Source organism: Streptomyces sp. NPDC059852 (assembly GCF_042731455.1).
Classification (GTDB): Bacteria; Actinomycetota; Actinomycetes; order Streptomycetales; family Streptomycetaceae; genus Streptomyces.
Window position 1 is genome coordinate 133,809 of sequence record NZ_JBHWJK010000016.1, and the last position, 24,804, is coordinate 158,612.

General features: G+C 71.3%; 22 protein-coding genes. 6 read left to right on the forward strand and 16 right to left on the reverse strand.

The window, feature by feature from the left end:
• Window positions 1–48: 48 nt before the first annotated feature.
• The 4 genes from ACFV46_RS21450 to ACFV46_RS21465 all read left to right on the forward strand — a co-directional run bounded on the left by ACFV46_RS21450 (window position 49) and on the right by ACFV46_RS21465 (window position 4,852).
• Window positions 49–1,374 (forward strand): DUF2252 domain-containing protein, encoded by a 1,326-nt coding sequence (locus tag ACFV46_RS21450; RefSeq protein WP_361930195.1) that lies wholly within the window; start codon window positions 49–51, stop codon window positions 1,372–1,374.
• Between the two features lie 90 nt (window positions 1,375–1,464).
• Window positions 1,465–2,157: a hypothetical protein gene (locus ACFV46_RS21455; RefSeq protein ID WP_376729553.1), complete on the forward strand. Its 693-nt coding sequence runs from the start codon at window positions 1,465–1,467 to the stop codon at window positions 2,155–2,157.
• 79 nt (window positions 2,158–2,236) lie between these two features.
• Window positions 2,237–3,076 (forward strand): thioredoxin domain-containing protein, encoded by an 840-nt coding sequence (locus tag ACFV46_RS21460; protein ID WP_361930201.1) that lies wholly within the window; start codon window positions 2,237–2,239, stop codon window positions 3,074–3,076.
• Window positions 3,077–3,190: 114 nt separating this feature from the next.
• A complete protein-coding gene (locus ACFV46_RS21465; RefSeq protein WP_361930203.1) occupies window positions 3,191–4,852 on the forward strand; it encodes an alkaline phosphatase D family protein in 1,662 nt (553 codons plus the stop codon).
• 7 nt (window positions 4,853–4,859) lie between these two features.
• On the opposite strand, the gene ACFV46_RS21470 is transcribed toward ACFV46_RS21465, so the two are convergent.
• Window positions 4,860–5,429, reverse strand: coding sequence for a dienelactone hydrolase family protein (locus ACFV46_RS21470; RefSeq protein ID WP_361930205.1), 570 nt, complete (start codon window positions 5,427–5,429; stop codon window positions 4,860–4,862).
• 93 nt (window positions 5,430–5,522) lie between these two features.
• Here ACFV46_RS21470 and ACFV46_RS21475 point away from each other — a divergent pair, with 93 nt between their 5' ends.
• Complete coding sequence (locus tag ACFV46_RS21475) at window positions 5,523–6,644, forward strand: mechanosensitive ion channel family protein (protein WP_376729551.1); 1,122 nt, start codon at window positions 5,523–5,525, stop codon at window positions 6,642–6,644.
• A 5-nt stretch (window positions 6,645–6,649) separates the two neighbouring features.
• Here ACFV46_RS21475 and ACFV46_RS21480 read toward each other — a convergent pair whose 3' ends face one another.
• From ACFV46_RS21480 to ACFV46_RS21505, 6 genes are all read right to left on the reverse strand, one after another.
• On the reverse strand, window positions 6,650–7,390 hold the full coding sequence (locus tag ACFV46_RS21480) for an SDR family oxidoreductase (RefSeq protein ID WP_361930210.1): 741 nt from the start codon (window positions 7,388–7,390) through the stop codon (window positions 6,650–6,652).
• Window positions 7,391–7,428: 38 nt separating this feature from the next.
• A complete protein-coding gene (locus ACFV46_RS21485) occupies window positions 7,429–9,015 on the reverse strand; it encodes a Na+/H+ antiporter (RefSeq protein ID WP_385499256.1) in 1,587 nt (528 codons plus the stop codon).
• Window positions 9,016–9,096: 81 nt separating this feature from the next.
• The gene (locus tag ACFV46_RS21490) at window positions 9,097–9,573 is read right to left on the reverse strand and encodes a GNAT family N-acetyltransferase (RefSeq protein ID WP_385499257.1); all 477 of its coding nucleotides are present in this window, start codon (window positions 9,571–9,573) and stop codon (window positions 9,097–9,099) included.
• Window positions 9,570–10,514 carry an RluA family pseudouridine synthase gene (locus ACFV46_RS21495; RefSeq protein WP_151783577.1) on the reverse strand — a complete coding sequence of 315 codons (945 nt, stop codon included), beginning with the start codon at window positions 10,512–10,514 and terminating at the stop codon, window positions 9,570–9,572. Before ACFV46_RS21495 ends, ACFV46_RS21490 begins: the two co-directional genes overlap by 4 nt.
• Before the next feature lie 110 nt (window positions 10,515–10,624).
• Entirely contained in the window at window positions 10,625–11,224 is a 600-nt protein-coding gene (gene lspA, locus ACFV46_RS21500) for a signal peptidase II (RefSeq protein ID WP_283290415.1), read from the reverse strand.
• Between the two features lie 70 nt (window positions 11,225–11,294).
• Window positions 11,295–12,239 (reverse strand): TraR/DksA family transcriptional regulator, encoded by a 945-nt coding sequence (locus ACFV46_RS21505; protein WP_385499260.1) that lies wholly within the window; start codon window positions 12,237–12,239, stop codon window positions 11,295–11,297.
• Between the two features lie 613 nt (window positions 12,240–12,852).
• Between ACFV46_RS21505 and ileS the strand changes: the two genes are divergently transcribed.
• On the forward strand, window positions 12,853–15,993 hold the full coding sequence (gene ileS, locus ACFV46_RS21510) for an isoleucine--tRNA ligase (protein WP_385499261.1): 3,141 nt from the start codon (window positions 12,853–12,855) through the stop codon (window positions 15,991–15,993).
• A gap of 206 nt (window positions 15,994–16,199) precedes the next feature.
• Here ileS and ACFV46_RS21515 read toward each other — a convergent pair whose 3' ends face one another.
• The 9 genes from ACFV46_RS21515 to ftsW all read right to left on the reverse strand — a co-directional run bounded on the left by ACFV46_RS21515 (window position 16,200) and on the right by ftsW (window position 24,763).
• Entirely contained in the window at window positions 16,200–17,345 is a 1,146-nt protein-coding gene (locus ACFV46_RS21515) for a DivIVA domain-containing protein (RefSeq protein WP_361930224.1), read from the reverse strand.
• A gap of 55 nt (window positions 17,346–17,400) precedes the next feature.
• Window positions 17,401–17,688 (reverse strand): YggT family protein, encoded by a 288-nt coding sequence (locus ACFV46_RS21520; protein WP_361930226.1) that lies wholly within the window; start codon window positions 17,686–17,688, stop codon window positions 17,401–17,403.
• A gap of 59 nt (window positions 17,689–17,747) precedes the next feature.
• Complete coding sequence (locus ACFV46_RS21525) at window positions 17,748–18,389, reverse strand: cell division protein SepF (RefSeq protein WP_055621612.1); 642 nt, start codon at window positions 18,387–18,389, stop codon at window positions 17,748–17,750.
• A 129-nt stretch (window positions 18,390–18,518) separates the two neighbouring features.
• Window positions 18,519–19,238, reverse strand: coding sequence for a YggS family pyridoxal phosphate-dependent enzyme (locus ACFV46_RS21530; protein ID WP_385499263.1), 720 nt, complete (start codon window positions 19,236–19,238; stop codon window positions 18,519–18,521).
• Window positions 19,239–19,244: 6 nt separating this feature from the next.
• On the reverse strand, window positions 19,245–19,973 hold the full coding sequence (gene pgeF, locus ACFV46_RS21535; protein ID WP_385499264.1) for a peptidoglycan editing factor PgeF: 729 nt from the start codon (window positions 19,971–19,973) through the stop codon (window positions 19,245–19,247).
• Between the two features lie 10 nt (window positions 19,974–19,983).
• Complete coding sequence (gene ftsZ, locus ACFV46_RS21540) at window positions 19,984–21,192, reverse strand: cell division protein FtsZ (RefSeq protein WP_151783585.1); 1,209 nt, start codon at window positions 21,190–21,192, stop codon at window positions 19,984–19,986.
• Window positions 21,193–21,479: 287 nt separating this feature from the next.
• The gene (locus ACFV46_RS21545; RefSeq protein ID WP_376729544.1) at window positions 21,480–22,277 is read right to left on the reverse strand and encodes a cell division protein FtsQ/DivIB; all 798 of its coding nucleotides are present in this window, start codon (window positions 22,275–22,277) and stop codon (window positions 21,480–21,482) included.
• A 23-nt stretch (window positions 22,278–22,300) separates the two neighbouring features.
• The gene (gene murG, locus ACFV46_RS21550; RefSeq protein WP_361930234.1) at window positions 22,301–23,395 is read right to left on the reverse strand and encodes an undecaprenyldiphospho-muramoylpentapeptide beta-N-acetylglucosaminyltransferase; all 1,095 of its coding nucleotides are present in this window, start codon (window positions 23,393–23,395) and stop codon (window positions 22,301–22,303) included.
• A gap of 6 nt (window positions 23,396–23,401) precedes the next feature.
• Window positions 23,402–24,763 carry a putative lipid II flippase FtsW gene (gene ftsW, locus ACFV46_RS21555; RefSeq protein WP_385499266.1) on the reverse strand — a complete coding sequence of 454 codons (1,362 nt, stop codon included), beginning with the start codon at window positions 24,761–24,763 and terminating at the stop codon, window positions 23,402–23,404.
• Between the last annotated feature and the right edge of the window lie 41 nt (window positions 24,764–24,804).

Here is a 24,804-nt window from a genome sequence, read left to right on the forward strand (position 1 = left end):
GATACGACAGAAGCGCTGTCGTACACATGCACCAGGAGGCACCCAGCGATGTCGGTCCCCCAGCTCAACGACGAGCAGCGCGGCGACGAGATCCTCGCCGTCTTCGGCACCGCCTTCGGCGAGCTCCTGGCCGCCGACCCGGCCGCGTTCCGCGTGAAGTTCCGGAAGATGGCGGCCTCGGCCTTCGCGTTCTACCGGGGCACCGCGTGCCTCTTCTACCACGACCTGGCCGCGGAGAAGCGGGGCGGCCCGTACCTGGACGAGCGCACCTCGCGCGTGTGGATCCACGGCGACCTCCACGCGGAGAACTTCGGCACCTACATGGACTCCAACGGCCGCCTGGTCTTCAACGTCAACGACTTCGACGAGGCCTACGTCGGCCCGTTCACCTGGGACCTCAAGCGCTTCGCCGCATCCGTCGCCCTCATCGGCTACGCCAAGGCGCTCAGCGACGACCAGATCAGCGAGCTGGTGCGGGTCTACGCGGACGCCTACCGCGCGCGTATCCACGCCCTCGCGACCGGCGCCAAGAGCGACGAGGTGCCGCCCTTCACGCTGGACAGCGCCGAGGGCCCGCTGCTGGGCGCCCTGCGCGCCGCCCGCTCGCTGACCCGCTTCGAGCTGCTGGACTCGATGACGGAGATCCGCGACTTCGAGCGCCGCTTCGCCCCCGGCGGCGGTGCCATCGAGCTGGACGCGGCCACGCGGTACAAGGTGCTCGCGGCCTTCGACGGCTATCTGGAGACGCTGCCGGACGCCTCGCTGGCCCGCCCCGACTCCTACCGCGTGAAGGACGTCGTGGGGCGGCGCGGCATCGGGATCGGCTCGGCGGGGCTGCCGTCGTACAACATCCTGCTGGAGGGCCACAGCGACGCCCTGGAGAACGATGTGGTGATCTACATCAAGCAGGCCCAGACCCCGGCGGTCTCCCGGCACATCACGGATCCGGCGATCGCCGGGTACTTCCAGCACGAGGGCCACCGCACGGTGATCTCCCAGCGCGCCCTCCAGGCGCACGCCGACCCCTGGCTCGGCTGGACCGAGCTGGACGGCGCGGGCCAGCTGGTCGCGGAGGTGTCGCCGTACGCCGTGGACCTGGACTGGAGCGACATCGACGACCCCGAGGAGATCGCGGCGGTCGTCGCGGACCTCGGCCGGGCCACGGCGGCGATGCACGCGGCGGCCGACGACACGTCCGGGGAGTCGCTGGTGCCGTTCTCCACCGAGCGCGCCATCGACGCGGCGATCGCCGCCGACGAGGAGAGCTTCGCCGAGCTGCTGGTCTCCTTCGCGCACGACTACGGCGCACGCGCGCGTACCGACCACCAGATCTTCGTGGACCTGTTCCGCAACGGCCGGATCCCGGGTCTGTGACGAAGGGGTCACCCACCATCCTCTCAGGGCCCCTCACAGGCACCCTTTAGGGGTCCCTTACAGCCCTTCGTGCCACACTCTTCTCTCGTTATGGACATCTCCGGGACCCAGCTCCGAGCGGTACGCGCGGCGCTGTTCACGTCACTCGTGGTGACGCTGAGCACGGCGTCGCACGTCCTGCTGTCCCGGGCACCCCTGCCGCTGAACACGGTGGCCCTGCTGGCGGCCGCAGTGTTCGCCCTGGCCTACGCCCTGGCCGGCCGGGAGCGCGGCTTCGGGCGGATCGCCGCCCTGCTGATCCCGCTGGAGCTGGCCGCCGACACGATCCTCACCACCGGGCAGCACGTCTGCTACGGCAGGGCGGGCGGCCCGGTCGCGGGCCCCCTGGCCTCCGTCGGCTGGGACGTGCTGTGCGGCGACGGCACCCGGGTCGGCGCCCCGCTGGCCCAGGTCACCGGCACCGACCCGGACCGGCTCGGCGGGCTCCTCGCCCACGCGGACCCGGCCACCGCCTGGTTCCTGCTCGCCGCCCACGTGGGTGTGGGCCTCGCCGCCGCGGCCTGGCTGCGCCGGGGCGAGCGGGCACTGGCCCAGCTGCTGCGTGCGGTCGGCGCGACCACGTTCCGGCCGCTGCTGCTGGCGGTCGCGGCGGTGACCGTCCGCCTGACCGCACCGGCCCGGCGTCTGCCGCGCCCGGCCCACCGGGCGGCCTCCGCGCGCCTTCTGCTCCTCGTGCACTCCCTGGGACGGCGTGGACCGCCGTGCTCGCCCGCGTTCGCGTGAACGCCTTCTGAGCAATACGGCCCACCCGTACGTATCCCGCACACGACGTGTGCGCGTCCCCATGCATGGAGATCACCCAATGAGCAAGCGGAACAGCCAGGCGGCGAAGTCGGCGGCCCGAGAGCGCCTGCGCGCCGAACGCGAACGCGAGGCCAAGCGCGCCAAGGTCAGGCGCCAGATCATCGTGGCCGCCTCGGTCGTCGGCGTCCTGGCGGCAGCGGGCGGCATCGGCTACGCGGTCGTCCAGGCGAACAAGCCCAGCTACTGGGAGTCGCTGACCGACGCCAAGGTCACGGCCCCGTCCCACACCACCGGCGCCGACGGCACGACGGTCGTCATCGGCAAGGACAGCGCCAAGAAGACCCTCAAGCTCTACGAGGACCCGCGCTGTCCCGTCTGCGCCTCCTTCGAGCAGACCGTCGGCCCGACCGTCGAGAAGGACATCGAGGCCGGCAAGTTCAAGCTGCAGTTCGTCGGCGGCACCTTCCTCGACGGCGACCAGATGAAGGACAGCGAGATCGGGGCCAACGGCGAGGGGTCGAAGAACGCGATGAGCGCCCTGGGCGCCGCGCTGAACGTGAGCCCCGACGCGTTCCTCGCCTACAAGAGCGCCCTGTACTCGGAGAAGTTCCACCCGCTGGAGTCCGAGGACAAGTTCAAGGACGACTCGTACCTGATCAAGGTGGCGGACAGCGTCCCCGCCCTGAAGGGCAACGCCGCGTTCCAGAACGCGGTCAAGAAGGGCACGTACGACGCCTGGGCCCTCGCCATGTCGAAGACCTTCGACACCAACAAGGACGGTGTGACGGGCACGCCGAGCCTGGTGATGAACGGCAAGATCCTGGAGAAGTCCGACGCCAACCAGCCCTGGACGGTGGCCGAGTACACCAAGGCCGTGGACGCGGCGCTGAAGGGCTGACGTCCGCCTTCCGGCGCCCATGACCGCAAGGAAGCCGGACCTCCGTGTGAAGGGCGGGCGAATTTCCTGGAATTCGCCCGCCCGTGCTTGTACCGCTCAGTAACCTGATCGGCTGTGACCAGTCGATACAGATCATCCGATCAGTACAACGCGCTCAGTCCACGCCGCCGTTCGGTCGTCAAGGCCGCGGCGGCGACGGCTGTCCTGGCCGGCCCGCTCGCCGGCGCCCTGCCCGCCCGCGCCGTCGACGCGGCCCCCGCCTTCCTGCACGGTGTCGCCTCCGGCGACCCGCTGCCCGACGGCGTCCTGCTGTGGACCCGGGTGACGCCGACGCCCGACGCCGTCCCCGGTTCCGGGATCGGCCCGGACGTCGAGGTCAGCTGGACCGTCGCCCTGGACAAGGCGTTCATGAACGTCGTCGCCAAGGGCTCGACCACCGCGACCGCGGCCTCCGACCACACCGTCAAGGCCGACATCCGCGGCCTGTCACCGGCCACCGACTACTGGTTCCGCTTCTCGGCCGGCGGCACCGACTCCCCGGCGGCGCGCACCCGCACCGCGCCGGCGGCGGACGCACCCGTGGCCAACCTGCGCTTCGGCGTCGTCTCCTGCGCCAACTGGGAGGCCGGCTACTTCTCGGCGTACCGCCACCTCGCGGCCCGCGGCGACCTCGACGCATGGCTCCACCTCGGCGACTACATCTACGAGTACGGCTCCGGCGACTACGGCACCCGCGGCAAGGTCGTGCGCCCGCACGCCCCCACCCACGAGATCGTCACCCTCGCCGACTACCGCGTCCGGCACGCCACGTACAAGACCGACCCCGACCTCCAGGCCCTGCACACCAAGGCCCCGGTCATCGCGATCTGGGACGACCACGAGTTCGCCAACGACACCTGGTCGGGCGGCGCCGAGAACCACACCGAGGGTGCCGAGGGGGCGTGGGCTGCTCGGCAGGCCGCCGCCAAGCAGGCGTACTTCGAGTGGATGCCGGTGCGCCCGGCGATCGCCGGCACCACCTACCGCCGGCTGCGCTTCGGCAAGCTCGTCGACCTGTCCCTGCTCGACCTGCGCTCGTTCCGCTCCCAGCAGGTCTCCGTCGGCAACGGCGAGGTCGACGACCCCGACCGCACGCTCACCGGACGCGCCCAACTGGACTGGCTGAAGGCGAACCTGAAGTCCTCGGACACCACCTGGCGGCTGGTCGGCAACTCGGTGATGATCTCGCCGTTCGCGGTCGGCTCCCTCTCCGCCGACCTGCTCAAGCCGCTCGCCAAGCTGCTGGGCCTGCCGCAGGAGGGGCTCGCCCTCAACCCCGACCAGTGGGACGGCTACACCGACGACCGGCGTGAACTCCTCGCCCACCTGCGGTCGAACGCGATCCGCAACACGGTGTTCCTCACCGGCGACATCCACATGGCGTGGGCGAACGACGTCCCCGTGGACGCCGGCACCTACCCTCTGTCGGCCTCCGCCGCCACGGAGTTCGTCGTCACCTCGGTGACGTCGGACAACCTGGACGACATCGTGAAGGTCCCCGAGGGCACCGTCTCGGCGATCGCCGCCCCGGTCATCCGCGCCGCCAACCGGCACGTCCACTGGGTCGACACCGACCGCCACGGCTACGGGGTCCTGGACATCACGGCCGACCGCGCGCAGATGGACTACTACGTCACGTCCGACCGCGCCAAGCAGGACGCCACCTCCCGGTGGACCCGCTCCTACCGCACCCGCAACGGCACCCAGAAGGTCGAGCGCACGTACGACCCGGTGTGACCGGGATCTAGAGGGTTTCCAGGAAGCCGAGGGCCACCCGCCAGGTGGCCTCGGCCGCCTCCTCGTCGTAGTCCGGGAGGTCGGGGTCGGTGTAGAGGTGCCCGGCGCCCGCGTACCGGTAGACCTCGACGTCGGCGCCGGCCCGGCCCATCTGGAGGTACCAGGCGCTCAGCCAGTCGTCCGTCTCGAACGGGTCCGGCTCGGCCACGTGCAGCTGCACCGGCAGGTCGTCCACGGAGGCGTTCACCGCGATGTCCGAGGTGCCGTGCAGGAGCAGCAGTCCGCGGGCCTTGTCGTCGCCGAGCGCCAGCGTCTGCGCGATCGAGGCGCCGAGCGAGAACCCGGCGTAGACCAGCCCCCGCTCCGAGTAGGGGGCCGCGGCCAGCACGGCCCGCTTCAGCAGCTCGTCCTTGCCGATCGACGTGTTGAACTCCATGCCGTCCTCGACCGTCTCGAAGGTGCGCCCTTCGAACAGGTCCGGCGTCCACACCTCGTGTCCGGCGGCACGCAGCCGGTCCGCGGCCTGCCGCACCGCGGGCCTGAGGCCATAGGTCGAGTGAAACAGCATGATGTTCATGAGCCCATGGTGCCAGCCGGTCCGGCGACGCCGTGACCAGCGCCTCACCGGCCGCGATGTTCAGGCCCCCCGAAGGCTGGTTACGTTCGAGGGATGGAGACCATACTCCGACCACTGCTCGTGATCGGCGGCTCGGTGCTGCTCACCCTGCTCATCGGGTGGGCCACCGACCGCCTGATGCGCAAGGCCGACGACCGACACGGCGAGACCCCGCTGTGGGGGCTGCTGCGCCGCGCCCGCGTGCCCTGGCAGGTCGTGCTGTGCGCGGCCCTGCTCAGAGGGTCCTACGACGAGTCCCGGCTGCTCCAGGAGCACCACGTCGCCGTGGGCCGGGTCCTCACCCTCGTGCTGATCGGCGCGGCGGCCTGGCTGGCGATCCGCATAGCCGCCGCGGTCGTGGAGACCTCGTACAGCCGCTACGCCCGCGCGCACCACGACCCGGCACGGGTCCGCCGGGTCCGCACCCAGGTGACGCTGATCATGCGGGTGGTGTCCGCGGTCGTCGGCGTGGTGGCGGGGGCCGCGATGCTGCTGACGTTCCCCGCGTTCCGCGCGGCCGGCGCCTCGCTGCTGGCCTCGGCCGGCATCCTCGGCATCGTCGCCGGTGTGGCGGCCCAGTCCACGCTGAGCAACATGTTCGCGGGCCTGCAGATCGCCTTCGGCGACATGGTGCGCATCGGCGACACGGTCGTCGTGGACGAGGAGTGGGGCACGGTCGAGGAGATCACCCTGACCTTCCTGACCGTACGGACCTGGGACGAGCGCCGGATCACCATGCCGGTGTCGTACTTCACGGCGAAGGCGTTCGAGAACTGGTCGCGCGGCGGCGCCCAGATGACCGGCACCGTCTACCTGCACGTCGACCACTCGGCGCCGCTGGACGCGATGCGCGAGAAGCTCCGCGACATCGTGCGCGAGTGCCCCGCCTGGGACGGCCGCGACTACGGCCTGGTCGTCACCGACTCCACGCCCTCCACCATGGAGGTCCGCGCCCTGGTCACCGCGAAGGACGCCGACGACCTGTGGACGATCCGGGTCACGGTGCGCGAGCAGCTGATCCGCTGGCTGACCGAGCGGCACCCGTACGCGCTGCCCCGCGTCAACGCGGCGGACGCGGTCCTGCCGCCCGGCTTCCCGGTCCCCGGCCGGGTTCCGCCGGCCCGCCGCACCCTCCCCCGCGGCCAGCAGCCCTCGGCACGCTCCGAGCGCGCCTGACGGACTCAGTGCCCGCGCTCCGCGCCGCCGTTGACCTGGATGATCTGTGAGGTGATGTGGGCGGCGCCGTGCGACGCCAGCCAGTGCAGTGTCGCGGCCACGTCGCCGGGCGTCCCGGCCCGCCCGTTGGACGTCTCGGCGATGAGCCGGGCGCGCCGCTCCTCGCTCATGGCGTCGCCGAAGAACTCGGTGTCCTCGACGTATCCGGGGGCGACGACGTTCACGGTGATCCCGCGCGGCCCCAACTGCCGGGCGAGGTCGTGGGCGTACGGGTGCAGCGCCGCCTTGGACGCCGCGTACGCCCCGCTGCCCGAGCCGCGGTGGGCGGCGATGGAGCTGAGGAAGAGCACCCGCCCGCCGGGGTCGGCGAGCCGGTCCTTGAGGGCCTCGGTGAGCAGGGCGGCGGTCAGCGTGTTCAGGCCGAAGTTCAGGGTCCAGTCGTGCAGGACGACGTCGAGCGGTTCGTCGCTCTCCACCCGGGGTTCCAGGCCGCCCGAGCCGCCGGCGCTGTGGATCAGCACGTCCACGGTGCCGAACTCGGAGGCGACGAAGCGCTCCACCGCGCGCGCCCCGCGCGGTCTGCTCAGATCCGCCGCGAAGGTCAGGGCGCCGGGCACCCCGGCCTGCTCCAGGACCTCGGCGCGCCGCCCGAGCAGCAGCACCTGGTCGCCGTCCGCGGCGAACAACCGGGCCGTCGCGAGCCCGATCCCCGTACCGCCTCCACTGATGACAACGTTGCGAGCCATGATCAGATGGTACGAAGCCCGGGGCCCCGGCGGGCGGATCACCGCAGACTGCGCACGTCCAGATGCCGCAGCACCCGGTCCACCACCTCGGGGTCGGCCCCCGGCTCGGTGCGGGCGGCGAGGATCTCGTGGCGGGCCGCGCTCAGCAGCTCACCCTGGATGCGCCGCACCCGCTTCAGCCGCTTGGCCCGCTGGTGGTGGGCCTCCCGGCGTTCCTCCTCGCCCAGGTCGGGGCTGATCCGCACGCCGATGTCCAGCGCCCGGCGCATCATCTGCTCGGACAGCTCGTCGGGCAGGTCCTCGACGGCCTCGATCTCCCGCAGTCGGCGTTTGGCCGCCTTGGCCGCGCGGGTCGCCAGGGACCGTTCGTACTCCTTCTCCCACTCGCTGTCGGCCTCCACTCCGAGCCGTCTGACCAGCCACGGCAGGGTCAGTCCCTGGAGGACGAGCGTCGCCATGATCACTCCGAACGCGATGAAGACGATCTCGTCCCGGTCCGGGAAGGGGGAGCCCGCGTCGGTCTCCAGGGGGATGGCCAGCGCCAGCGCGACGGACGCCACGCCGCGCATCCCCGACCACCACATGACGACGGTCTCGCGCCAGGTCATCGGGATCTCCTCCTCGACGTCCCGTCCGGCGTGCATCCGTTTGGCGAGCCAGCTGGCCGGCAGCAGGTACAGCAGCCGTACGAGCACGACGACGCCGACCACCGCGCCGGCCCAGGTGAGCATCTCGCCCCAGTGCCCGGCCGCGGTGCTGACCGCGTTGTGCAGTTCGAGTCCGACCAGGCCGAAGGCGACACCGGTGACCAGTGTGTCGACGATGTCCCAGAAGGTGTGCCCGGCGAGCCGGGTCATCACGTCGTCGGCGTCGGTGGCGTACTCGGCGAGGAACAGCGCGGTGACGAGCACCGCCAGCACCCCGGAGCCGTGCAGCTCCTCGGCCATCACATAGGAGGCGTACGGCACCAGGAGGGAGAGCCCGATCTGCAGGGTGGGCTCGTCCAGCAGGTCCATCAGCTTGTAGGCGCCCCAGCCGAGGGCGAGCCCGACGGCCAGCGCGACCACGGCGGACAGGACCAGGTCGAGCCCGGCCTGCCACGGGGAGAAGGTGCCGCTCACGGCGGCGGCGATCGCCACGTGGTACAGCACGATCGCCGTGACGTCGTTGAACAGGCCCTCGCCCTCCAGGATGGACACCAGGCGGCGCGGCAGCCCGAGCTGTCCCGCCACGGCGGTGGCCGCGACCGGGTCGGGCGGCGCGACGAGAGCGCCCAGCGCCACGGCCGCCGCGAGGGGCAGACCCGGCACGATCGCCTGCGCGACCGCGGCCACGCAGAGGGTGGTGACGAACACCAGGGCCACGGCGAGCAGGAAGATCGGCCGTACGTTCGCCGCGAACTGCCGCCAGGACGTGCGCCGTACGGCGGCGTAGAGCAGCGGTGGCAGCAGCAGCGGCAGGATCAGGTCGGGCGGGACGTCCACGTTGGGGACGAACTCCAGCAGCGCGAGGGCGATCCCGAGCAGGGTCATCAGCACGGGCGCCGGCAGACCGACCCGGTCTCCGACCGGGACACTCACCAGGGCCCCGAGCAACAGCACGAACAGCAGGGCCAACTGATCCACGGTCAGCGCTCCGACGGATAGGCGTCCACGGGACAGACCTCAAGCCTGCCACGCGGCGCGCCCCACCAGCGCGTTCGCGCCCTACCGCGTCAGGGCGCGCCGCATCGCGCGGTGGGGTATTCCGGCGTCGGGGAACTCGGGTCCGTACGCCAGGTACCCCAGACGCTCGTAGAAACCCAGGGCGTGGGTCTGCGCGTGCAGGTCGACGGCCGTGAGCCCCCTCACACGGGCCGCGTCCTCGACGGCGCGCACGAGGGCAGCGCCGACGCCGAGGCCCCGGGCCTCCTTGGTCACGGCGAGCCGGCCCAGCGATCCCACGAGGGGGTCCCCGCCGGTCTTGGCGGCGGCCGCCTCGCCGTACAGCAGCCGGCCGGTCCCGAGCGGCAGCCCGTCCTCGCGGACCGCCAGCACATGGACCGCGCCGGCGTCGTAGGCGTCGTACTCGATCTCCGGCGGGACGCCCTGCTCGGCGACGAAGACCTCCTTGCGCACCGCGAAGCCCGCCTCGCGGTCGGCGGGGTCCTCGGCGACCCGCACGGTGTACGCGGGGGTGCTCATGCCCAGGTCTCCTCGCGCACCTGCTCGAGGGCCTGCTGGAGGTCGGCCGGGTAGTCGCTGGCGAACTCCACCCACTGCCCGTCCCCGGGGTGCTCGAAGCCGAGGCGCACCGCGTGCAGCCACTGGCGGGTCAGCCGCAGCCGCTTGGCGAGCGTCGGGTCGGCGCCGTAGGTGAGGTCGCCGACGCAGGGGTGCCGGTGCGCGGCCATGTGGACGCGGATCTGGTGGGTGCGGCCGGTCTCCAGCTTCACGTCGAGCAGCGAGGCCGCCCGGAACGCCTCGATGAGGTCGTAGTGCGTGACGGACGGCTTGCCCTCGGCGGTGACCGCCCACTTGTAGTCGTGGTTCGGGTGGCGGCCGATCGGCGCGTCGATGGTCCCGCTGGTCGGGTCGGGGTGGCCCTGCACGAGCGTGTGGTACCGCTTGTCGACCGTGCGCTCCTTGAACTGGCGCTTGAGCGAGGTGTACGCGTACTCGGACTTGGCGACGACCATGAGGCCGGAGGTGCCCACGTCGAGCCGGTGCACGATGCCCTGGCGCTCGGCGGCGCCGGAGGTGGAGATGCGGTAGCCGGCGGCGGCGAGACCGCCGATGACCGTCGGCCCGCTCCAGCCCGGCGAGGGGTGGGCGGCGACACCGACGGGCTTGACGATCACGACGACGTCGTCGTCGTCATGGACGATCTCCATGCCCTCGACGGGCTCGGCGACGACCTGGACGGGGGCGGGGGCCTGCGGCATCTCGACCTCGAGCCAGGCACCGCCGTGCACCCGCTCGGACTTCCCGACCACCGACCCGTCGACCGTGACCTTCCCCGCCGCGGCCAGCTCGGCCGCCTTCGTACGGGAGAAGCCGAACATGCGGGAGATGGCGGCGTCGACGCGCTCGCCCTCCAGGCCGTCCGGCACGGGCAGGGTACGGATCTCGGGAATCGTGCTCACCCGTCGAGTATGCCGGACGGGGCGGACGGACCCGCACGGGCCTGGGGACGGGCACGGGCCTGTGGACAACCCGCGGCCACCCGCCGCGGGCGGCCTGCCCTTGTGGACGGTCAGTCCTTGTGGACGGTCCCGTCCGGGTCCAGGCCCCGGAACGACAGCAGCACGATCAGGACGCCGCCGCACACGATCGCGGAGTCCGCGAGGTTGAACACGGCGAAGTGCTTGGGCGCGATGAAGTCCACGACGGCGCCCTCGAAGATTCCGGGCGCCCGGAAGATCCGGTCGGTGAGGTTGCCGAGGGCCCCGCCGAGCAGCAGTCCGAGTGCGATCGCCCAGGGCAGGCTGTACAGCTTGCGGGCGAGGCGGGCGATCACCACGATCACGGCGGCGGCGATCACCGTGAAGATCACGGTGAAGGCCTCGCCGAAGCCGAAGGCGGCGCCCGCGTTGCGGATCGCCTCGAACTTCAGCCAGTCCCCGATGATCTCGATGGGCGGCTGGTGCTCCAGCTCCGCGACCACCCACATCTTGCTGAGCAGGTCGAGGACGTACGCGAACGCGGCCACGCCGAAGAGCACGGCGATCCGGCGCCTGCCCCGGGGCCGCTCGGCCGCCGCCGCGTCCTTCGCCCGCCGGTCGGACTGCTCCGGCCCGGCGTCCCCCGCCTCCGGGGTGTCCGGCGTACCGATGATGCGCTCCGCCTCTGCCACGTGAGTCCCTCGACCTAGGTACCTGACTGAGGACGAGAGTACGGCACGTCCCGCGTCACCCGCCTGCCGGTCAGTACCGGCGTTCCTGCTTCTGCTTGCACTCCACGCACAGGGTCGCGCGCGGGAACGCCTGCATCCGGGCCTTGCCGATCGGGTTGCCGCAGTTCTCGCACAGGCCGTAGGTCCCGGCGTCCAGCCGTTCCAGGGCGTGCTCGGTCTGGGTGAGCATCTCGCGCGCGTTGGCGGCGAGGGCGAGCTCGTGCTCGCGCGTGATGTTCTTCGCGCCGGTGTCCGCCTGGTCGTCGCCGGCCCCGTCCCCGGAGTCCCGCATCAGGCCGGCGAGGGCCCGCTCCGAGGAGGTGATCTCGTCGCGCAGCCGCGTCTCCTCCGCCTGGAGCTCGGCGCGGGCCTCCTCGACCTCCTCGGGGGTCCAGGGGTCCTCGCCGGGCCGTACGGCCAGGTCGCCGGGGTCCGCCGCGGCGATCCGCGCCTTGGGAACGGCGGTCTTGGCCGCCGTGGCCGTGCCAGGAGTCTTCTTCGCAACCACTGTCGTGGCTCCCGTCTGCTCCGCGGCCTGCGCCGCGCCCGCCTTCTTGGCCCTGCTCCGGGTGGCCGGCCGCTCCCCGGCCGCCCGCCCCGCGTCCACCGTCTTCTTCCCGGTCCGGCCCGCCGTGCCGGTCTTCTTCACGGCGGCGCCCTTCCCGGTGCCCTGCTTCCCGGCCGCCTCGCGCGTCCCGGCCGTCCGCGGCGCGGCGGCCCCGTCGGCCACGGCCTCGGTCCGGCCCGCGCGGGACGCCGCCTTCTTCGTGGCGCCGCCTCCCGCGCGCGAAGCCGCGCCGCCCTTCCCCCCTGCGGCGGTCCCGGTGGCCGCCTTCTTCGCGCTCCCGCCCCCCTTGACGCTCTTCCCGCCGTCCACGTCCTTCGCCGCGCCCCCGGAGGCCGCACGGCCGGAGCCACCGGCACGGGTCGAACCGCTCGACGCCGACTGCTGTACGGCGGTCTTCTTCGCCACCATGCCGCGGCCCCTTCACATTTTATGATCTTGCTGGCGCATCGTGCTGGGACGATAAATCGACTCGAGTCCCGCGGCAACGGGGCACACCGCCCGATTCGCCCGCCCCGTGCGGGGAGCGCGCCGGACTTGCATCCGTTGTGCCCAGCTCCCCGCGGGGTATGCCGCCGGGAAGAACGTCCCGGGATCCGAACAGGCGTGCCGCGCCATTCGAGTCACCGCGCGCGGTGCCCGCCCGCCCCCGCGCCCCCGCCTCCCGCACCAAAAATCCGGTCGGCCGCCGCCCCCGCGGCGCCGTACACTGGACGGAGCGAAAAGCGTGGATGGGGACGAGTAGCGGCGTAAGCAGCCCAGAGCGACCCGGGGACGGTGTGAGCCCGGGGGCGAGCGCGACGTGAAGATCACCCCGGAGCCGCCGGAAGAAAGCCGCAGCAGACCACCGCAGCGGCGAGTAGAACCGGTATCGCGACCCCAATGAGGGGGCTCACCGGCGCACACCCCGCACCGGAGGGCCAAGGAGGGTGGTACCGCGGGAGCGCGCCGGACGGCGCACGGAAAGACCCAGCTCTCGTCCCTCCGGACGGAAGGCAGCAAGTCCGCCGGAGGAAGCTCGCTGATGACACAGCCGACGTACCGCCAGGTGCCCGCCCAGGTCGACCTGCCCGCGCTCGAGCACGCGGTGCTCGACTTCTGGCGCGAGCAGAAGATCTTCGCCAAGAGCCTGGAGCAGTCCGAGGGGCGCCCCGAGTGGGTGTTCTACGAGGGCCCGCCCACCGCCAACGGCATGCCGGGTGCCCACCACATCGAGGCCCGCGTCTTCAAGGACGTCTTCCCCCGCTTCCGCACCATGCGCGGCTACCACGTGGCCCGCAAGGCCGGCTGGGACTGCCACGGCCTGCCCGTGGAGCTGGCGGTCGAGAAGGAGCTCGGCTTCTCCGGCAAGCAGGACATCGAGGCGTACGGCATCGCCGAGTTCAACGCCAAGTGCCGTGAGTCGGTGACCCGCCACACCGACGCCTTCGCCGAGCTGACGACCCGCATGGGCTACTGGGTCGACCTCGACGACGCCTACCGGACGATGGACCCGGAGTACGTGGAGTCCGTCTGGTGGTCGCTGAAGGAGATCTTCGGCAAGGGCCTGCTGGTCCAGGACCACCGCGTCGCCCCCTGGTGCCCCCGCTGCGGCACCGGCCTGTCCGACCACGAGCTGGCCCAGGGCTACGAGACGGTCGTCGACCCGTCCGTCTACGTCCGCTTCCCGCTCACCTCCGGCCCGCTGGCCGGCGAGGCCGCCCTGCTGGTCTGGACGACGACCCCCTGGACGCTCGTCTCCAACACCGCGGTCGCCGCCCACCCCGACGTCACGTACGTGGTCGCCACGAACGGCGAGGAGAAGCTGGTCGTCGCCGAGCCGCTGGTCGAGAAGGCCCTCGGCGAGGGCTGGGAGACCACCGGGCAGTCCTTCACCGGCGCCGAGATGGAGCGCTGGACGTATCAGCGCCCCTTCGAGCTGGTGGAGTTCCCCGCCGAGGCCCACTACGTGGTCAACGCCGAGTACGTGACCACCGAGGACGGCACGGGTCTGGTCCACCAGTCCCCCGCCTTCGGTGAGGACGACCTCAAGGTCTGCCGCTCCTACGGCCTCCCGGTCGTGAACCCGGTCCGCCCGGACGGCACCTTCGAGGAGGACGTCCCGCTGGTCGGCGGCGTCTTCTTCAAGAAGGCCGACGAGAAGCTGACCGCGGACCTCGACGAGCGCGGCCTGCTCTTCAAGCACCTCCCGTACGAGCACAGCTACCCGCACTGCTGGCGCTGCCACACCGCGCTGCTCTACTACGCGCAGCCGTCCTGGTACATCCGCACCACGGCGATCAAGGACCGTCTCCTCGAGGAGAACGAGGGCACCAACTGGTTCCCGGACACGGTCAAGCACGGCCGCTACGGCGACTGGCTCGACAACAACATCGACTGGGCGCTGTCCCGCAACCGCTACTGGGGCACTCCGCTGCCCATCTGGCGCTGCGAGGACGACCACCTCACCTGCGTCGGCTCCCGCGCGGAGCTCAGCGAGCTGACCGGCTCCGACCAGTCCGGCCTCGACCCGCACCGCCCGTACATCGACGAGGTCACCTTCGCCTGCCCGACCTGCCGGAAGACGGCCACGCGCGTGCCGGAGGTCATCGACGCCTGGTACGACTCGGGTTCCATGCCGTTCGCGCAGTGGGGCTACCCGTACAAGAACAAGGAACTGTTCGAGGCCCGCTACCCGGCGCAGTTCATCTGCGAGGCCATCGACCAGACCCGCGGCTGGTTCTACACGCTGATGGCCGTCGGCACGCTCGTCTTCGACAAGTCGTCGTACGAGAACGTCGTCTGCCTCGGTCACATCCTCGCCGAGGACGGCCGCAAGATGTCCAAGCACCTGGGCAACATCCTGCAGCCGATCCCGCTGATGGACCAGCACGGCGCGGACGCGGTGCGCTGGTTCATGGCGGCCGGCGGCTCCCCCTGGGCGGCCCGCCGCGTCGGCCACACCACCATCCAGGAGGTCGTCCGCAAGACGCTCCTGACGTACTGGAACACGGTCGCCTTCCAGGCCCTGTACGCCCGTACGTCGAACTGGGCGCCGTCCGCGGCCGATCCGGCCCCCGCCGACCGCCCGGTCCTCGACCGCTGGCTGCTGTCCGAGCTGCACGCGCTCACCGACCAGGTCACCCAGGCGCTGGAGGGCTACGACACCCAGCGCGCCGGCAAGCTGCTCTCGGCGTTCGTCGACGACCTGTCCAACTGGTACGTCCGCCGTTCGCGCCGCCGCTTCTGGCAGGGCGACAAGGCCGCGCTGCGCACCCTGCACGAGGTCGTGGAGACGGTGACGAAGCTCATGGCCCCGCTCACCCCGTTCATCACCGAGCGGGTGTGGCAGGACCTGATCGTGCCGGTGAGCCCGGACGCGCCGGAGTCGGTGCACCTGGCGTCCTGGCCGGAGGCCGACCTGTCGGCGATCGACCCGGAGCTGTCCCAGCAGATGGTCCTGGTCCGCCGTCTGGTGGAGCTCGGCCGCGCCACGCGCGCGGAGTCGGGCGTCAAGACCCGCCAGCCGCTGTCCCGCGCGCTGATCGCCGCCGGCGGCTTCGACGCCCTGCACCCCGAGCTGCACACGCAGATCACCGAGGAGCTGAACGTCGAGTCGCTGGCGTCGCTGTCCGAGGTGGGCGGCAGCCTGGTGGACACCACCGCCAAGGCCAACTTCCGCGCCCTGGGCAAGCGGTTCGGCAAGCGCGTCCAGGAGGTGGCGAAGGCCATCGCCGCCGCGGACGCCGCCGCGCTGTCCCTGGCCCTGCGCGAGGGCACGGCCTCGGTGGAGGTCGACGGCGAGACGGTCGCCCTGGCCCCGGACGAGGTGATCATCACGGAGACGCCGCGCGAGGGCTGGTCGGTGGCGTCCGACGCCGGTGCCACGGTCGCGCTGGACCTGGAGATCACGGAGGAGCTGCGCCGGGCCGGTCTGGCCCGTGACGCGATCCGCCTGATCCAGGAGGCCCGCAAGAACAGCGGCCTGGACGTGGCCGACCGGATCGCCCTGCGCTGGACGGCGACGGACCCGGCCACGGTCGCGGCCCTCGAGGGGCACGCCGGCCTGATCGCCGACGAGGTCCTGGCCACGGACTTCGCCCAGGGCGAGGCGGACGGCTCCGGCTACGGGGAGCCGTTCACCGACGAGGGCCTGACCCTGACGTTCCGCCTGCGGAAGGCGTGACACGGCCCGCTGAGGAACACGAAGGCCCGGCCCGCCAGGAATCCTGGTGGTGCCGGGCCTTCGGCGTGGTGTGCGTCGGACATCACACCCAGTCCCGAACAAACGCCGTATACACCGTGAACACGCGTAGCAAAGGGCGAGGCCCCGGAACCAAATCCGGGGCCTCGCCCTGAACGCTGCCGACGCCTGAGGCGTACCGCCGTCCGTCAGTTGTCGTCCTCGTCGATGAGGAACCCGCGCATCGGCGACGGAGCCTGTCCCATCGGGGACGGGCCCTGCGGCCGGACCGGAGCCATCGGCTGGGTCATCGCCGGGGACATCTGCTGCTGACCGCCGTAGGACGGGCCAGCCGGGGACGGGGCACCGCCCATCGTCTGGTTGCCGCCGTACGACGGGGCGCTCGCGCCGGCCGGAGCCATCGAGGGCGCCGGGGACGGCGGCAGGGACGCCGTGGCCGGAGTGCGCGGCGGGGCGAGCGAGTCGTCCGCCTGGGTCTCCAGCTGGCGCAGCTGGGACTCCAGGTAGGACTTCAGCCGCGTGCGGTACTCGCGCTCGAAGCCGCGCAGGTCCTCGACCTTGCGCTCCAGCGTGGCGCGGGCGGACTCCAGGGAGCCCATCGCGACGCGGTGCTTCTCCTGCGCGTCCCGCTCCAGGGCGTCGGCCTTGGCACGGGCGTCACGCTCGAGACCCTCGGCACGCGAACGCGCCTCGCCGACGATCTTGTTGGCCTCGGAACGGGCCTCCGCGATCGCCTGGTCGGCGGTCTGCTGGGCGAGCGACAGGACGCGCGCGGCGCTGTCGCCGCCGGGGCCGCCCTGACCGGGACCGCCCATCGGGCCACCCATCGGACCGCCCATGGGGCCGCCCATCTGCTGCATGGGGGGCTGGCCCATCGGCCCCGGACCCTGGCCCATCGGACCGGGACCCTGAGGGCCACCCTGACCGCCGGGGCCGGCGGGCAGCTGCGGGGCACCGCTCGGCAGCTGGGGCGGACCACCCATGGGGCCACCCATCTGCTGCTGCGGCGGGCCCGATATCCCGGCGGGGACGGGTCCCCCGGGACCGCGCATGCCCTGCTGCGGCATACCGCCCTGCTGGGGCATGCCGCCCTGCTGCTGGTCCTGCGGGCCGCCCGGCCCCTCCGGAGGCTTGCGCATGTTCTGCTGGTTCTGGGCAGCAGCACGCGTCGCCGCGGCCAGCTTGGCGCGCAGGTCCTCGTTCTCGCGGAGCAGGCGGGTCAGTTCGGCTTCGACCTCGTCGAGGAAGGCATCGACCTCGTCCTCGTCATAGCCTTCTCGGAGGCGGACGGTCGTGAACTGCTTGTTCCGCACGTCCTCGGGGGTCAACGGCATCTCTTCACCTCAACGTAGTCGTCGGCAGTCGGCAAGACCGTATCTGTCACATCGCTCACATCCCGTTCTGCACGAGCGTGATCAAGATGTAGACGATGATCAGCAGTACGAAGAAGGACAGGTCGAGCGCCACGCCCCCGAGACGCAGCGGCGGGATGAACCGCCGCAGAAGCTTCAGCGGTGGATCGGTGACAGTGTAGGTGGCCTCCAGAACGACCACCATCGCCTTGCCGGGTTGCCATGAGCGGGCGAACTGGAAGACGTAGTCCATGACCAACCGGAAGATGAGCACGATGAGGAACACCATCAGCGCGATGTAGAGAACCTGCATGACCACGCTCATGACTGGTGTTTCCCTCTCCCCTGTTCCCTGTCGGGTACTGCTCGTTCCGGTGGTGCGTCTCAGCTCTGGTTGAAGAACCCGCCCTCTGCGATGCGGGCCTTGTCCTCCGCCGTGACATCGACGTTAGCAGGAGACAACAGGAACACCTTCTGCGTCACCCGCTCGATACTGCCGTGAAGACCAAACACCAAACCGGCCGCAAAGTCGACAAGTCGCTTCGCGTCTGTGTCATCCATCTCAGTCAGATTCATGATCACCGGGGTGCCTTCACGGAAGTGTTCCCCGATGGTACGGGCCTCGTTGTAGGTCCGCGGGTGAAGTGTGGTGATCCGGTACGGCTCTCGTTCCGACACGACCTTGGGCATGATCACCGGTGCGTTCTTCTCCAGGCTTGCGCGTTCTTGTGTGATGGACGCCACGGGCGCGATGCGCGCCGGACGCCCGGATTCCGCGGACAGCGAAGCCGACCGGGCCACCGGTTCGCGGGGCGCGGGCGGCTGCACGATTCGCACCTCTTCGTCCCTTTGGGACTGATGTGCACTGTGAGATGAGTGGGACGGCTCATGCCGTCGGTGGTCCCGCTCCGGCTCCGGGTCCAGTTCGGGCTCGAAGTCGTCGTCGGGGTCGAACCCCCGGCCGTCGTACCCATCGTCCTCCACGAGGCCGAGGTAGACCGCCATCTTGCGCATCGCGCCGGCCATTCTCTGAGTCCTCCGCTCTGTGGTGGATCGGCTGACGACTGCCAAGTGCCTTCGATCCACGCGGTCGTCACGTCCGCCTTTCGGCGACATTGACCATATTTTCTGCTGTGGTCCGACTTCTTGGCGACGTTACCCGAGCCTGGGGCGGACTCCGAGTACCGCAGTGCCGACGCGCACATGTGTCGCACCGGCCGCCACGGCCTCCTCGAGGTCCGCGCTCATCCCTGCCGACACCATGTTCGCAGCCGGATGGGCTCGGCGCAGGTCAGTCGACAAATCCATCAACCGCTCGAACGCCGCCCGTTGACGCCCGGCGTACTCGCCGGTCAGCGGGGCGACGGTCATGAGCCCCGCCAGCCGCAGCCCCGGAGCCGCGGCCACCGAAGCGGCCAACTCCCCGATACCGCCCGGCGCCACTCCGCCGCGCTCGCCTCGCTCGCTCTCGCCCGCGTCCAGCGCCACCTGGATCAGACAGCCCAGCTCGCGCTCCTGCCGTACGGCCTCCTTCGACAGTGCCGTCACCAGACGGGCACGGTCGACGGACTGCACGAAATCGGCATAACCGGCCACGGAACGGACCTTGTTGGTCTGCAACTGGCCCACGAAGTGCCAGGTGAGGGGCAGGTCCGCGCAGGCGGCGGCCTTGGGGGCCGCGTCCTGGTCGCGGTTCTCGGCGACGTGCCGCACACCGAGTTCCGCCAGGATCCGCACGTCGTCGGCGGGGTAGGTCTTGGTGACCACGATCAGGGTCACCTCGTCGCGGGAGCGCCCGGCGGCCGCGCAGGCGGCCTCGATCCGACGCTCCACTTTCGCCAGATTCCCGGCGAGTTCATGCTTTCGGTCCGTCATGTCCACTCAGTCCAGCCAGACATATCCCGCGAGTCGCCCCGTGGTGCGGTCGCGGCGGTACGAGAAGTGATCGGCCGACTCCCGTGTGCACACCGGCGACTGCTCCCGGTCGCTCACCCCGAGCCGGGTGAGCTGGGCGTGCACTCCGGCGGCGACGTCCACCGCGGGGGTGCCCCAGCTCGTCTCGGCGTGCGCCGCCGGCTCGACGGCGGCCACCTCGGCGCGCATCGCCTCGGGCACCTCGTAGCACCGGCCGCACACCGTGGGTCCGGTGCGGGCGACGATCCGGGCGGGGTCGGCACCCAGCGACGTCATCGCGCGCACCGCCGCCGGGACGACCCCGGCGACCATGCCGGGCCGTCCGGCGTGGGCCGCGGCGGCGATCCCGGCGACCGGGTCGGCCAGCAGCACCGGCACGCAGTCGGCGGTGAGGACGGCGAGGGCGAGTCCGCGCCGAGCCGTCACGATCGCGTCGACCTCGGGCACCGGGGCGTCGCCCCAGGGTCCGTCGACCACGGCGACGTCCGTCCCGTGCACCTGGTTCATCCAGACGACGTCCGCCGGGCCGAGCCCGAGCGACTTCGCGGCGATCTCCCGGTTGCCCCGGACGGCCTCCGGGTCGTCGCCGACCGCCCCGCCGAGGTTGAGCTCCTCATACGGAGCGGCGCTCACCCCGCCCCACCGGTCGGTGAAGGCGAAGTGGGCGCCGCTCACTGTGTCGCGCTGTCCTATCACGTCAGAAGGATCACTTGAGGAAGTCCGGGACGTCCAGCTCTTCCGCCGCGCTGTCGGCGTAGGTCCGCGACGGCGGGACCGGCGGGGCGACCGGGACGTCGGCCACGGGCTCCGGCGCCGGCTCGGGCTCCTCCTTCGGCGTCACGCTGCCGAGGGAGCCGAAGGACGGACGGCTCTCGGGCTGCGGCCGGGCGGGAACCGGGGCGGGCTCCTCACGGCGCGCCGGGGACGACGAGGCCGAGCCGAGGACGTTGTCCCGGCGGGCCGGCGGCTGGCCGCCGTCGAAGCCGGCCGCGATCACGGTGACCCGCACCTCGTCGCCGAGGGCGTCGTCGATGACCGCGCCGAAGATGATGTTGGCCTCGGGGTGGGCGGCCTCGCTGACCAGCTGGGCGGCCTCGTTGATCTCGAACAGACCGAGGTCGGAGCCGCCGGAGATGGAGAGCAGGACGCCGCGGGCGCCGTCGATGGACGCCTCGAGCAGCGGCGAGGAGATCGCCATCTCGGCCGCGGCCACCGCGCGGTCGTCGCCGCGGGCCGAGCCGATGCCCATGAGGGCCGAACCGGCCTCGGACATGACCGACTTGACGTCGGCGAAGTCGAGGTTGATGAGGCCCGGCGTGGTGATCAGGTCGGTGATGCCCTGGACACCGGAGAGCAGGACCTGGTCGGCCGACTTGAAGGCGTCCAGGACGGAGACCTGGCGGTCCGAGATGGACAGCAGACGGTCGTTCGGGATGACGATGAGGGTGTCGACCTCTTCGCGCAGCTCCGCGATGCCGTCCTCGGCCTGGTTGGCGCGGCGCCGGCCCTCGAAGGTGAACGGGCGGGTGACCACGCCGATGGTGAGCGCGCCCAGGGAGCGGGCGATGTTGGCCACGACGGGCGCGCCGCCGGTGCCGGTGCCGCCGCCTTCACCGGCCGTCACGAAGACCATGTCGGCCCCCTTGAGGACCTCCTCGATCTCCTCGCGGTGGTCCTCGGCGGCCTTGCGGCCCACGGCCGGGTTCGCTCCGGCGCCGAGTCCGCGGGTGAGTTCGCGGCCGACGTCGAGCTTGACGTCGGCGTCGCTCATCAACAGAGCTTGCGCGTCGGTGTTGATGGCGATGAACTCGACGCCCTTGAGACCGACCTCGATCATCCGGTTGATGGCATTGACACCACCGCCGCCGACACCGATGACTTTGATGACTGCGAGGTAGTTCTGCGGTGCTGCCACGTCGAAGGCCTCTCGCCTCGAGTTACGGGTCACCGGATGACGGAAGCGGTGCGCTTCGCGAACCCGGTGACTGATGCCGAATGGGACGGTCCATAGCGCCGACCCGAACCCTAACCCTGAAGTTTAGGGTTACCAGTGTGTCTGTTCCCTGAAGTCTTCTGAACAGGACACTAAGTCGACAAGTGGCGCACGTTCAACGAACACGCCGAACCTCCCGTTTTTCTTTTCACCCTATGTGATCAGCCGTGTCGCTGCCCAACCAGGGTGCTGGCCTGCGCGGATGTGCGTCAACTCCCTGATGACGCCGGGGCCGTGGGGACGCTGACGTCGAAGTGCCGCGCACGCGGGGAGGCTTTCATGAGAGCGTGGAGTGTGCGAGCCTTCGCCGCGCCGTTCTCGCCGCTGCCCCAGGCCACGGTCGTGCCCCCGGTCAGGACGAGCGAGATGTCGTCGTAGGAACGGACCTTGACGACCTGGGTGCCCCGTGCGACGGACGCCGGGAGGGCGCCCGCGACCCGCACCGCCTCCCGCACCAGCCGGGCCTCGCCGAAGCGCCGCAGGCTCGCCGCGGCGGAACTCGACCGGGAGACCGTCAATTCCAGCGCGGGGACGCCTTCCGGGGCCTCGGGGACCGTGGCGAACCGGACGCCTTCCTTGTCCACTTCGACGAACTTTCCGCCGCTTCGCACAATGAGGACCGGAGTGCGTTCCACCACGTTCAGGGCGATTCCGTGCGGCCAGTCGCGCACCACGTCGACCTCGTCGATCCGCGGGAGTTCACGGCGCAGACGCGCCTCGATCGCCCCGGTGTCGACCGAGACGAGCGGTGCGCCCACGGGCACGTCGGCCGTCTCGCGCACCTGCTCCGGCGTCAGGACCCGGGTCCCGGACACCGGCACCCGCTCGACCCGCAGCCACGACGAACCGTAGAGCAGCCAGACGGAACCGGCGCCGAGGAGCACCAGGACGACGGAAAGAATGATGATCGTACGAAGGCGGGGCAGCCTCAACCGCCGCCGGGTGAGGGGCGGGTCGGACGACTCCTGCTGGCGTTCACCGCGCTCGGCGGTCGTCGATCCGGCCACGCTCCCTACCCTCCGTCATACGGTCACTGGCGGCGGTGCGAGGCGATCGCCTCGTACACCATGCCGACGAGCAGGTCGTCGGCGTCCCGGCGGCCGAACTCGCTTGCCGCGCGGGACATCTCGTACAGCCGGTGCGGGTCGGCGAGCACGGGCAGCACGTTCTGCTGCACCCACTCGGGGGTGAGTTCCGCGTCGTCGACCAGCAGGCCGCCGCCGGCCTTGACCACCGGCTGGGCGTTCAGCCGCTGTTCGCCGTTGCCGATGGGCAGCGGGACGTAGGCGGCCGGGAGTCCGACGGCGGAGAGTTCGGCGACGGTCATCGCGCCCGCGCGGCAGAGCATCATGTCGGCCGCGGCGTACGCGAGGTCCATCCGGTCCAGGTAACTTACCGGGATGTAGGGGGGCATCCCCGGCATCTGCTGCACCTGCGGCAGTTCGTTCTTCGGGCCGACCGCGTGCAGGATCTGGATGCCCGCCTGCTGGAGGTAGGGCGCGACCTGCTGGACGACCTCGTTGAGGCGGCGGGCGCCCTGCGAGCCGCCGGAGACCAGCAGTGTCGGCAGGTTGGGGTCGAGCCCGAACATCGCGCGGGCCTCGGGGCGGGCGGCGGCCCGGTCGAGTGTGGCGATGGTGTGGCGCAGCGGGATGCCGATGTAGCGGGAGTTGCGCAGCTTGCTGTCCGGGGTGGCGACGGCGACCTGGGCGGCGTAGCGCGAGCCGATCTTGTTGGCCAGACCGGGGCGGGCGTTGGCCTCGTGGATGACGATCGGCACGCCGAGGCGCTTGGCGGCGAGGTAGCCGGGCAGGGCGACATAGCCGCCGAAGCCGACGACGGCGTCCGCCTTGGTGCGCTCCAGGATCTGCTCGGTCGCCTTGATCGTGCCGCGCAGCCGGCCCGGGACGGTGATCAGCTCGGGCGTCGGCTTGCGCGGCAGCGGCACGGCGGGGATCAGCGCCAGCTCATAGCCCCGCTGCGGTACGAGCGTGGTCTCCAGACCGCGTTCCGTGCCCAGGGCCGTGATCCCCACGGTCGGGTCCTGCCTGCGCAGGGCGTCCGCGAGGGCGAGCGCGGGCTCGATGTGGCCGGCGGTCCCCCCACCGGCGAGTACGACATGCACCGAAATTCACCGCTCTCCGGACGAGCGCGCCGCCGAGGCACGCCGTCGCATCGTGTTCCATCTCCGAGGCCCCTGAACAAGCCCGGCGCCTCCCGCACGCTTTTTACCAAAGCGTGGTTGCCGTACGGAAAGCGCTGCCCGCGCAGCGGGCTCGTCGCGCGCGAACGCGATCAGCAGCCCGATGGCGAACATGGTCGGCAGCAGGGCGGATCCTCCGTAGGAGAACAGCGGGAGGGGGACACCGGCGATCGGCAGCAGGCCGAGCACCGCACCGATGTTGATCACGGCTTGCGCGGTGATCCAGGTGGTCACACCTCCCGCGGCATACCTGACGAAGGGGTCCTCCGTGCGTCCGGCCACGCGGATACCCGCATAGCCTAGAGCCGCGAACAGGCCCAGCACCGACAGCGTCCCCGCCAGGCCCAGTTCCTCACCGGTGACGGCGAAGATGAAGTCCGTGTGGGCTTCGGGGAGTTGGCCCCATTTCTCCACGCTCGCCCCGAGTCCGGAACCGAAGATCCCGCCGGACGCGAGCGCGTAGATGCCGTGCACGGCCTGCCAGCAGTCGACGGGCCCGGCCTGGGGCTCGGTCGCGCCGAGGCACTGCAGGCGGGCCATCCGGTTCGCGCTGGTCTTGATCAGCAGCAGGCCGATCGCGCCGGCGACGGACAGCACCCCGACGAACAGCCGGGTCGGCGCCCCCGCCAGCCACAGCAGACCGAACAGGATCGCGGACAGGATGATCGCGGTGCCCATGTCGCCGCCGAGCATGATCAGCCCGAGCAGCATGAAGGCGACCGGCACCAGCGGCACCAGCATGTGCTTCCACTGGGCCAGCAGCTTCTTGTCCTGCTTGCGGGCGATCAGGTCGGCGCCCCACAGCACCAGCGCCAGCTTGCCGAACTCGCTGGGCTGGATCTGGAAGGAGCCGCCGAGGGCGATCCAGTTCTGGTTGCCGTTGACCGCGACTCCTATCCCGGGCACCTGCACCAGCGCCATCAGGAAGACGGCGCCCGCGAGGATCGGGTAGGCCAGCGCGCGGTGCAGCTTCACCGGCATCCGGGAGGCGGCGAACAGCAGCCCGGCGCCGATCGCCGCGGCCAGCAGTTGCTTGCGGAAGAAGTACGAGCCGGGCAGCGACATCTGCAGCGCGGTGATCTGGGAGGCCGAGTAGACCATCACCAGACCCAGCACGGTGATCAGGAGGCTGCCGCCGAAGATCAGGTAGTAGGCGGTCAGCGGCCGGTCCCAGGCCCGGCGCAGCCGCAGGACGAGCCGTCGTACGGCGTTGTCGCGCACCGGGTGCGCCGCGGCCGGGCGCCGCACGGTCCGCTGGACGGGGGGCCGTCCGGTACGGCTACCGGGCATCGGCGCTCACCGCCTCGTCAAGGGCGTACGTCCTGTCCGGC

Excerpts from the sequence above, each read along its gene's own strand:
- ACFV46_RS21450 (WP_361930195.1), top strand. The coding sequence starts at position 49 with ATGTCGGTCCCCCAGCTCAACGACGAGCAGCGCGGCGACGAGATCCTC.
- ACFV46_RS21455 (WP_376729553.1), top strand. The coding sequence starts at position 1,465 with ATGGACATCTCCGGGACCCAGCTCCGAGCGGTACGCGCGGCGCTGTTC.
- ACFV46_RS21460 (WP_361930201.1), top strand. The coding sequence starts at position 2,237 with ATGAGCAAGCGGAACAGCCAGGCGGCGAAGTCGGCGGCCCGAGAGCGC.
- ACFV46_RS21470 (WP_361930205.1), bottom strand. The coding sequence starts at position 5,429 with ATGAACATCATGCTGTTTCACTCGACCTATGGCCTCAGGCCCGCGGTG.
- ACFV46_RS21475 (WP_376729551.1), top strand. The coding sequence starts at position 5,523 with ATGGAGACCATACTCCGACCACTGCTCGTGATCGGCGGCTCGGTGCTG.
- ACFV46_RS21480 (WP_361930210.1), bottom strand. The coding sequence starts at position 7,390 with ATGGCTCGCAACGTTGTCATCAGTGGAGGCGGTACGGGGATCGGGCTC.
- ACFV46_RS21490 (WP_385499257.1), bottom strand. The coding sequence starts at position 9,573 with ATGAGCACCCCCGCGTACACCGTGCGGGTCGCCGAGGACCCCGCCGAC.
- ACFV46_RS21505 (WP_385499260.1), bottom strand. The coding sequence starts at position 12,239 with ATGGTGGCGAAGAAGACCGCCGTACAGCAGTCGGCGTCGAGCGGTTCG.
- ileS (WP_385499261.1), top strand. The coding sequence starts at position 12,853 with ATGACACAGCCGACGTACCGCCAGGTGCCCGCCCAGGTCGACCTGCCC.
- ACFV46_RS21515 (WP_361930224.1), bottom strand. The coding sequence starts at position 17,345 with ATGCCGTTGACCCCCGAGGACGTGCGGAACAAGCAGTTCACGACCGTC.
- ACFV46_RS21520 (WP_361930226.1), bottom strand. The coding sequence starts at position 17,688 with ATGAGCGTGGTCATGCAGGTTCTCTACATCGCGCTGATGGTGTTCCTC.
- ACFV46_RS21525 (WP_055621612.1), bottom strand. The coding sequence starts at position 18,389 with ATGGCCGGCGCGATGCGCAAGATGGCGGTCTACCTCGGCCTCGTGGAG.
- ACFV46_RS21530 (WP_385499263.1), bottom strand. The coding sequence starts at position 19,238 with ATGACGGACCGAAAGCATGAACTCGCCGGGAATCTGGCGAAAGTGGAG.
- ftsW (WP_385499266.1), bottom strand. The coding sequence starts at position 24,763 with ATGCCCGGTAGCCGTACCGGACGGCCCCCCGTCCAGCGGACCGTGCGG.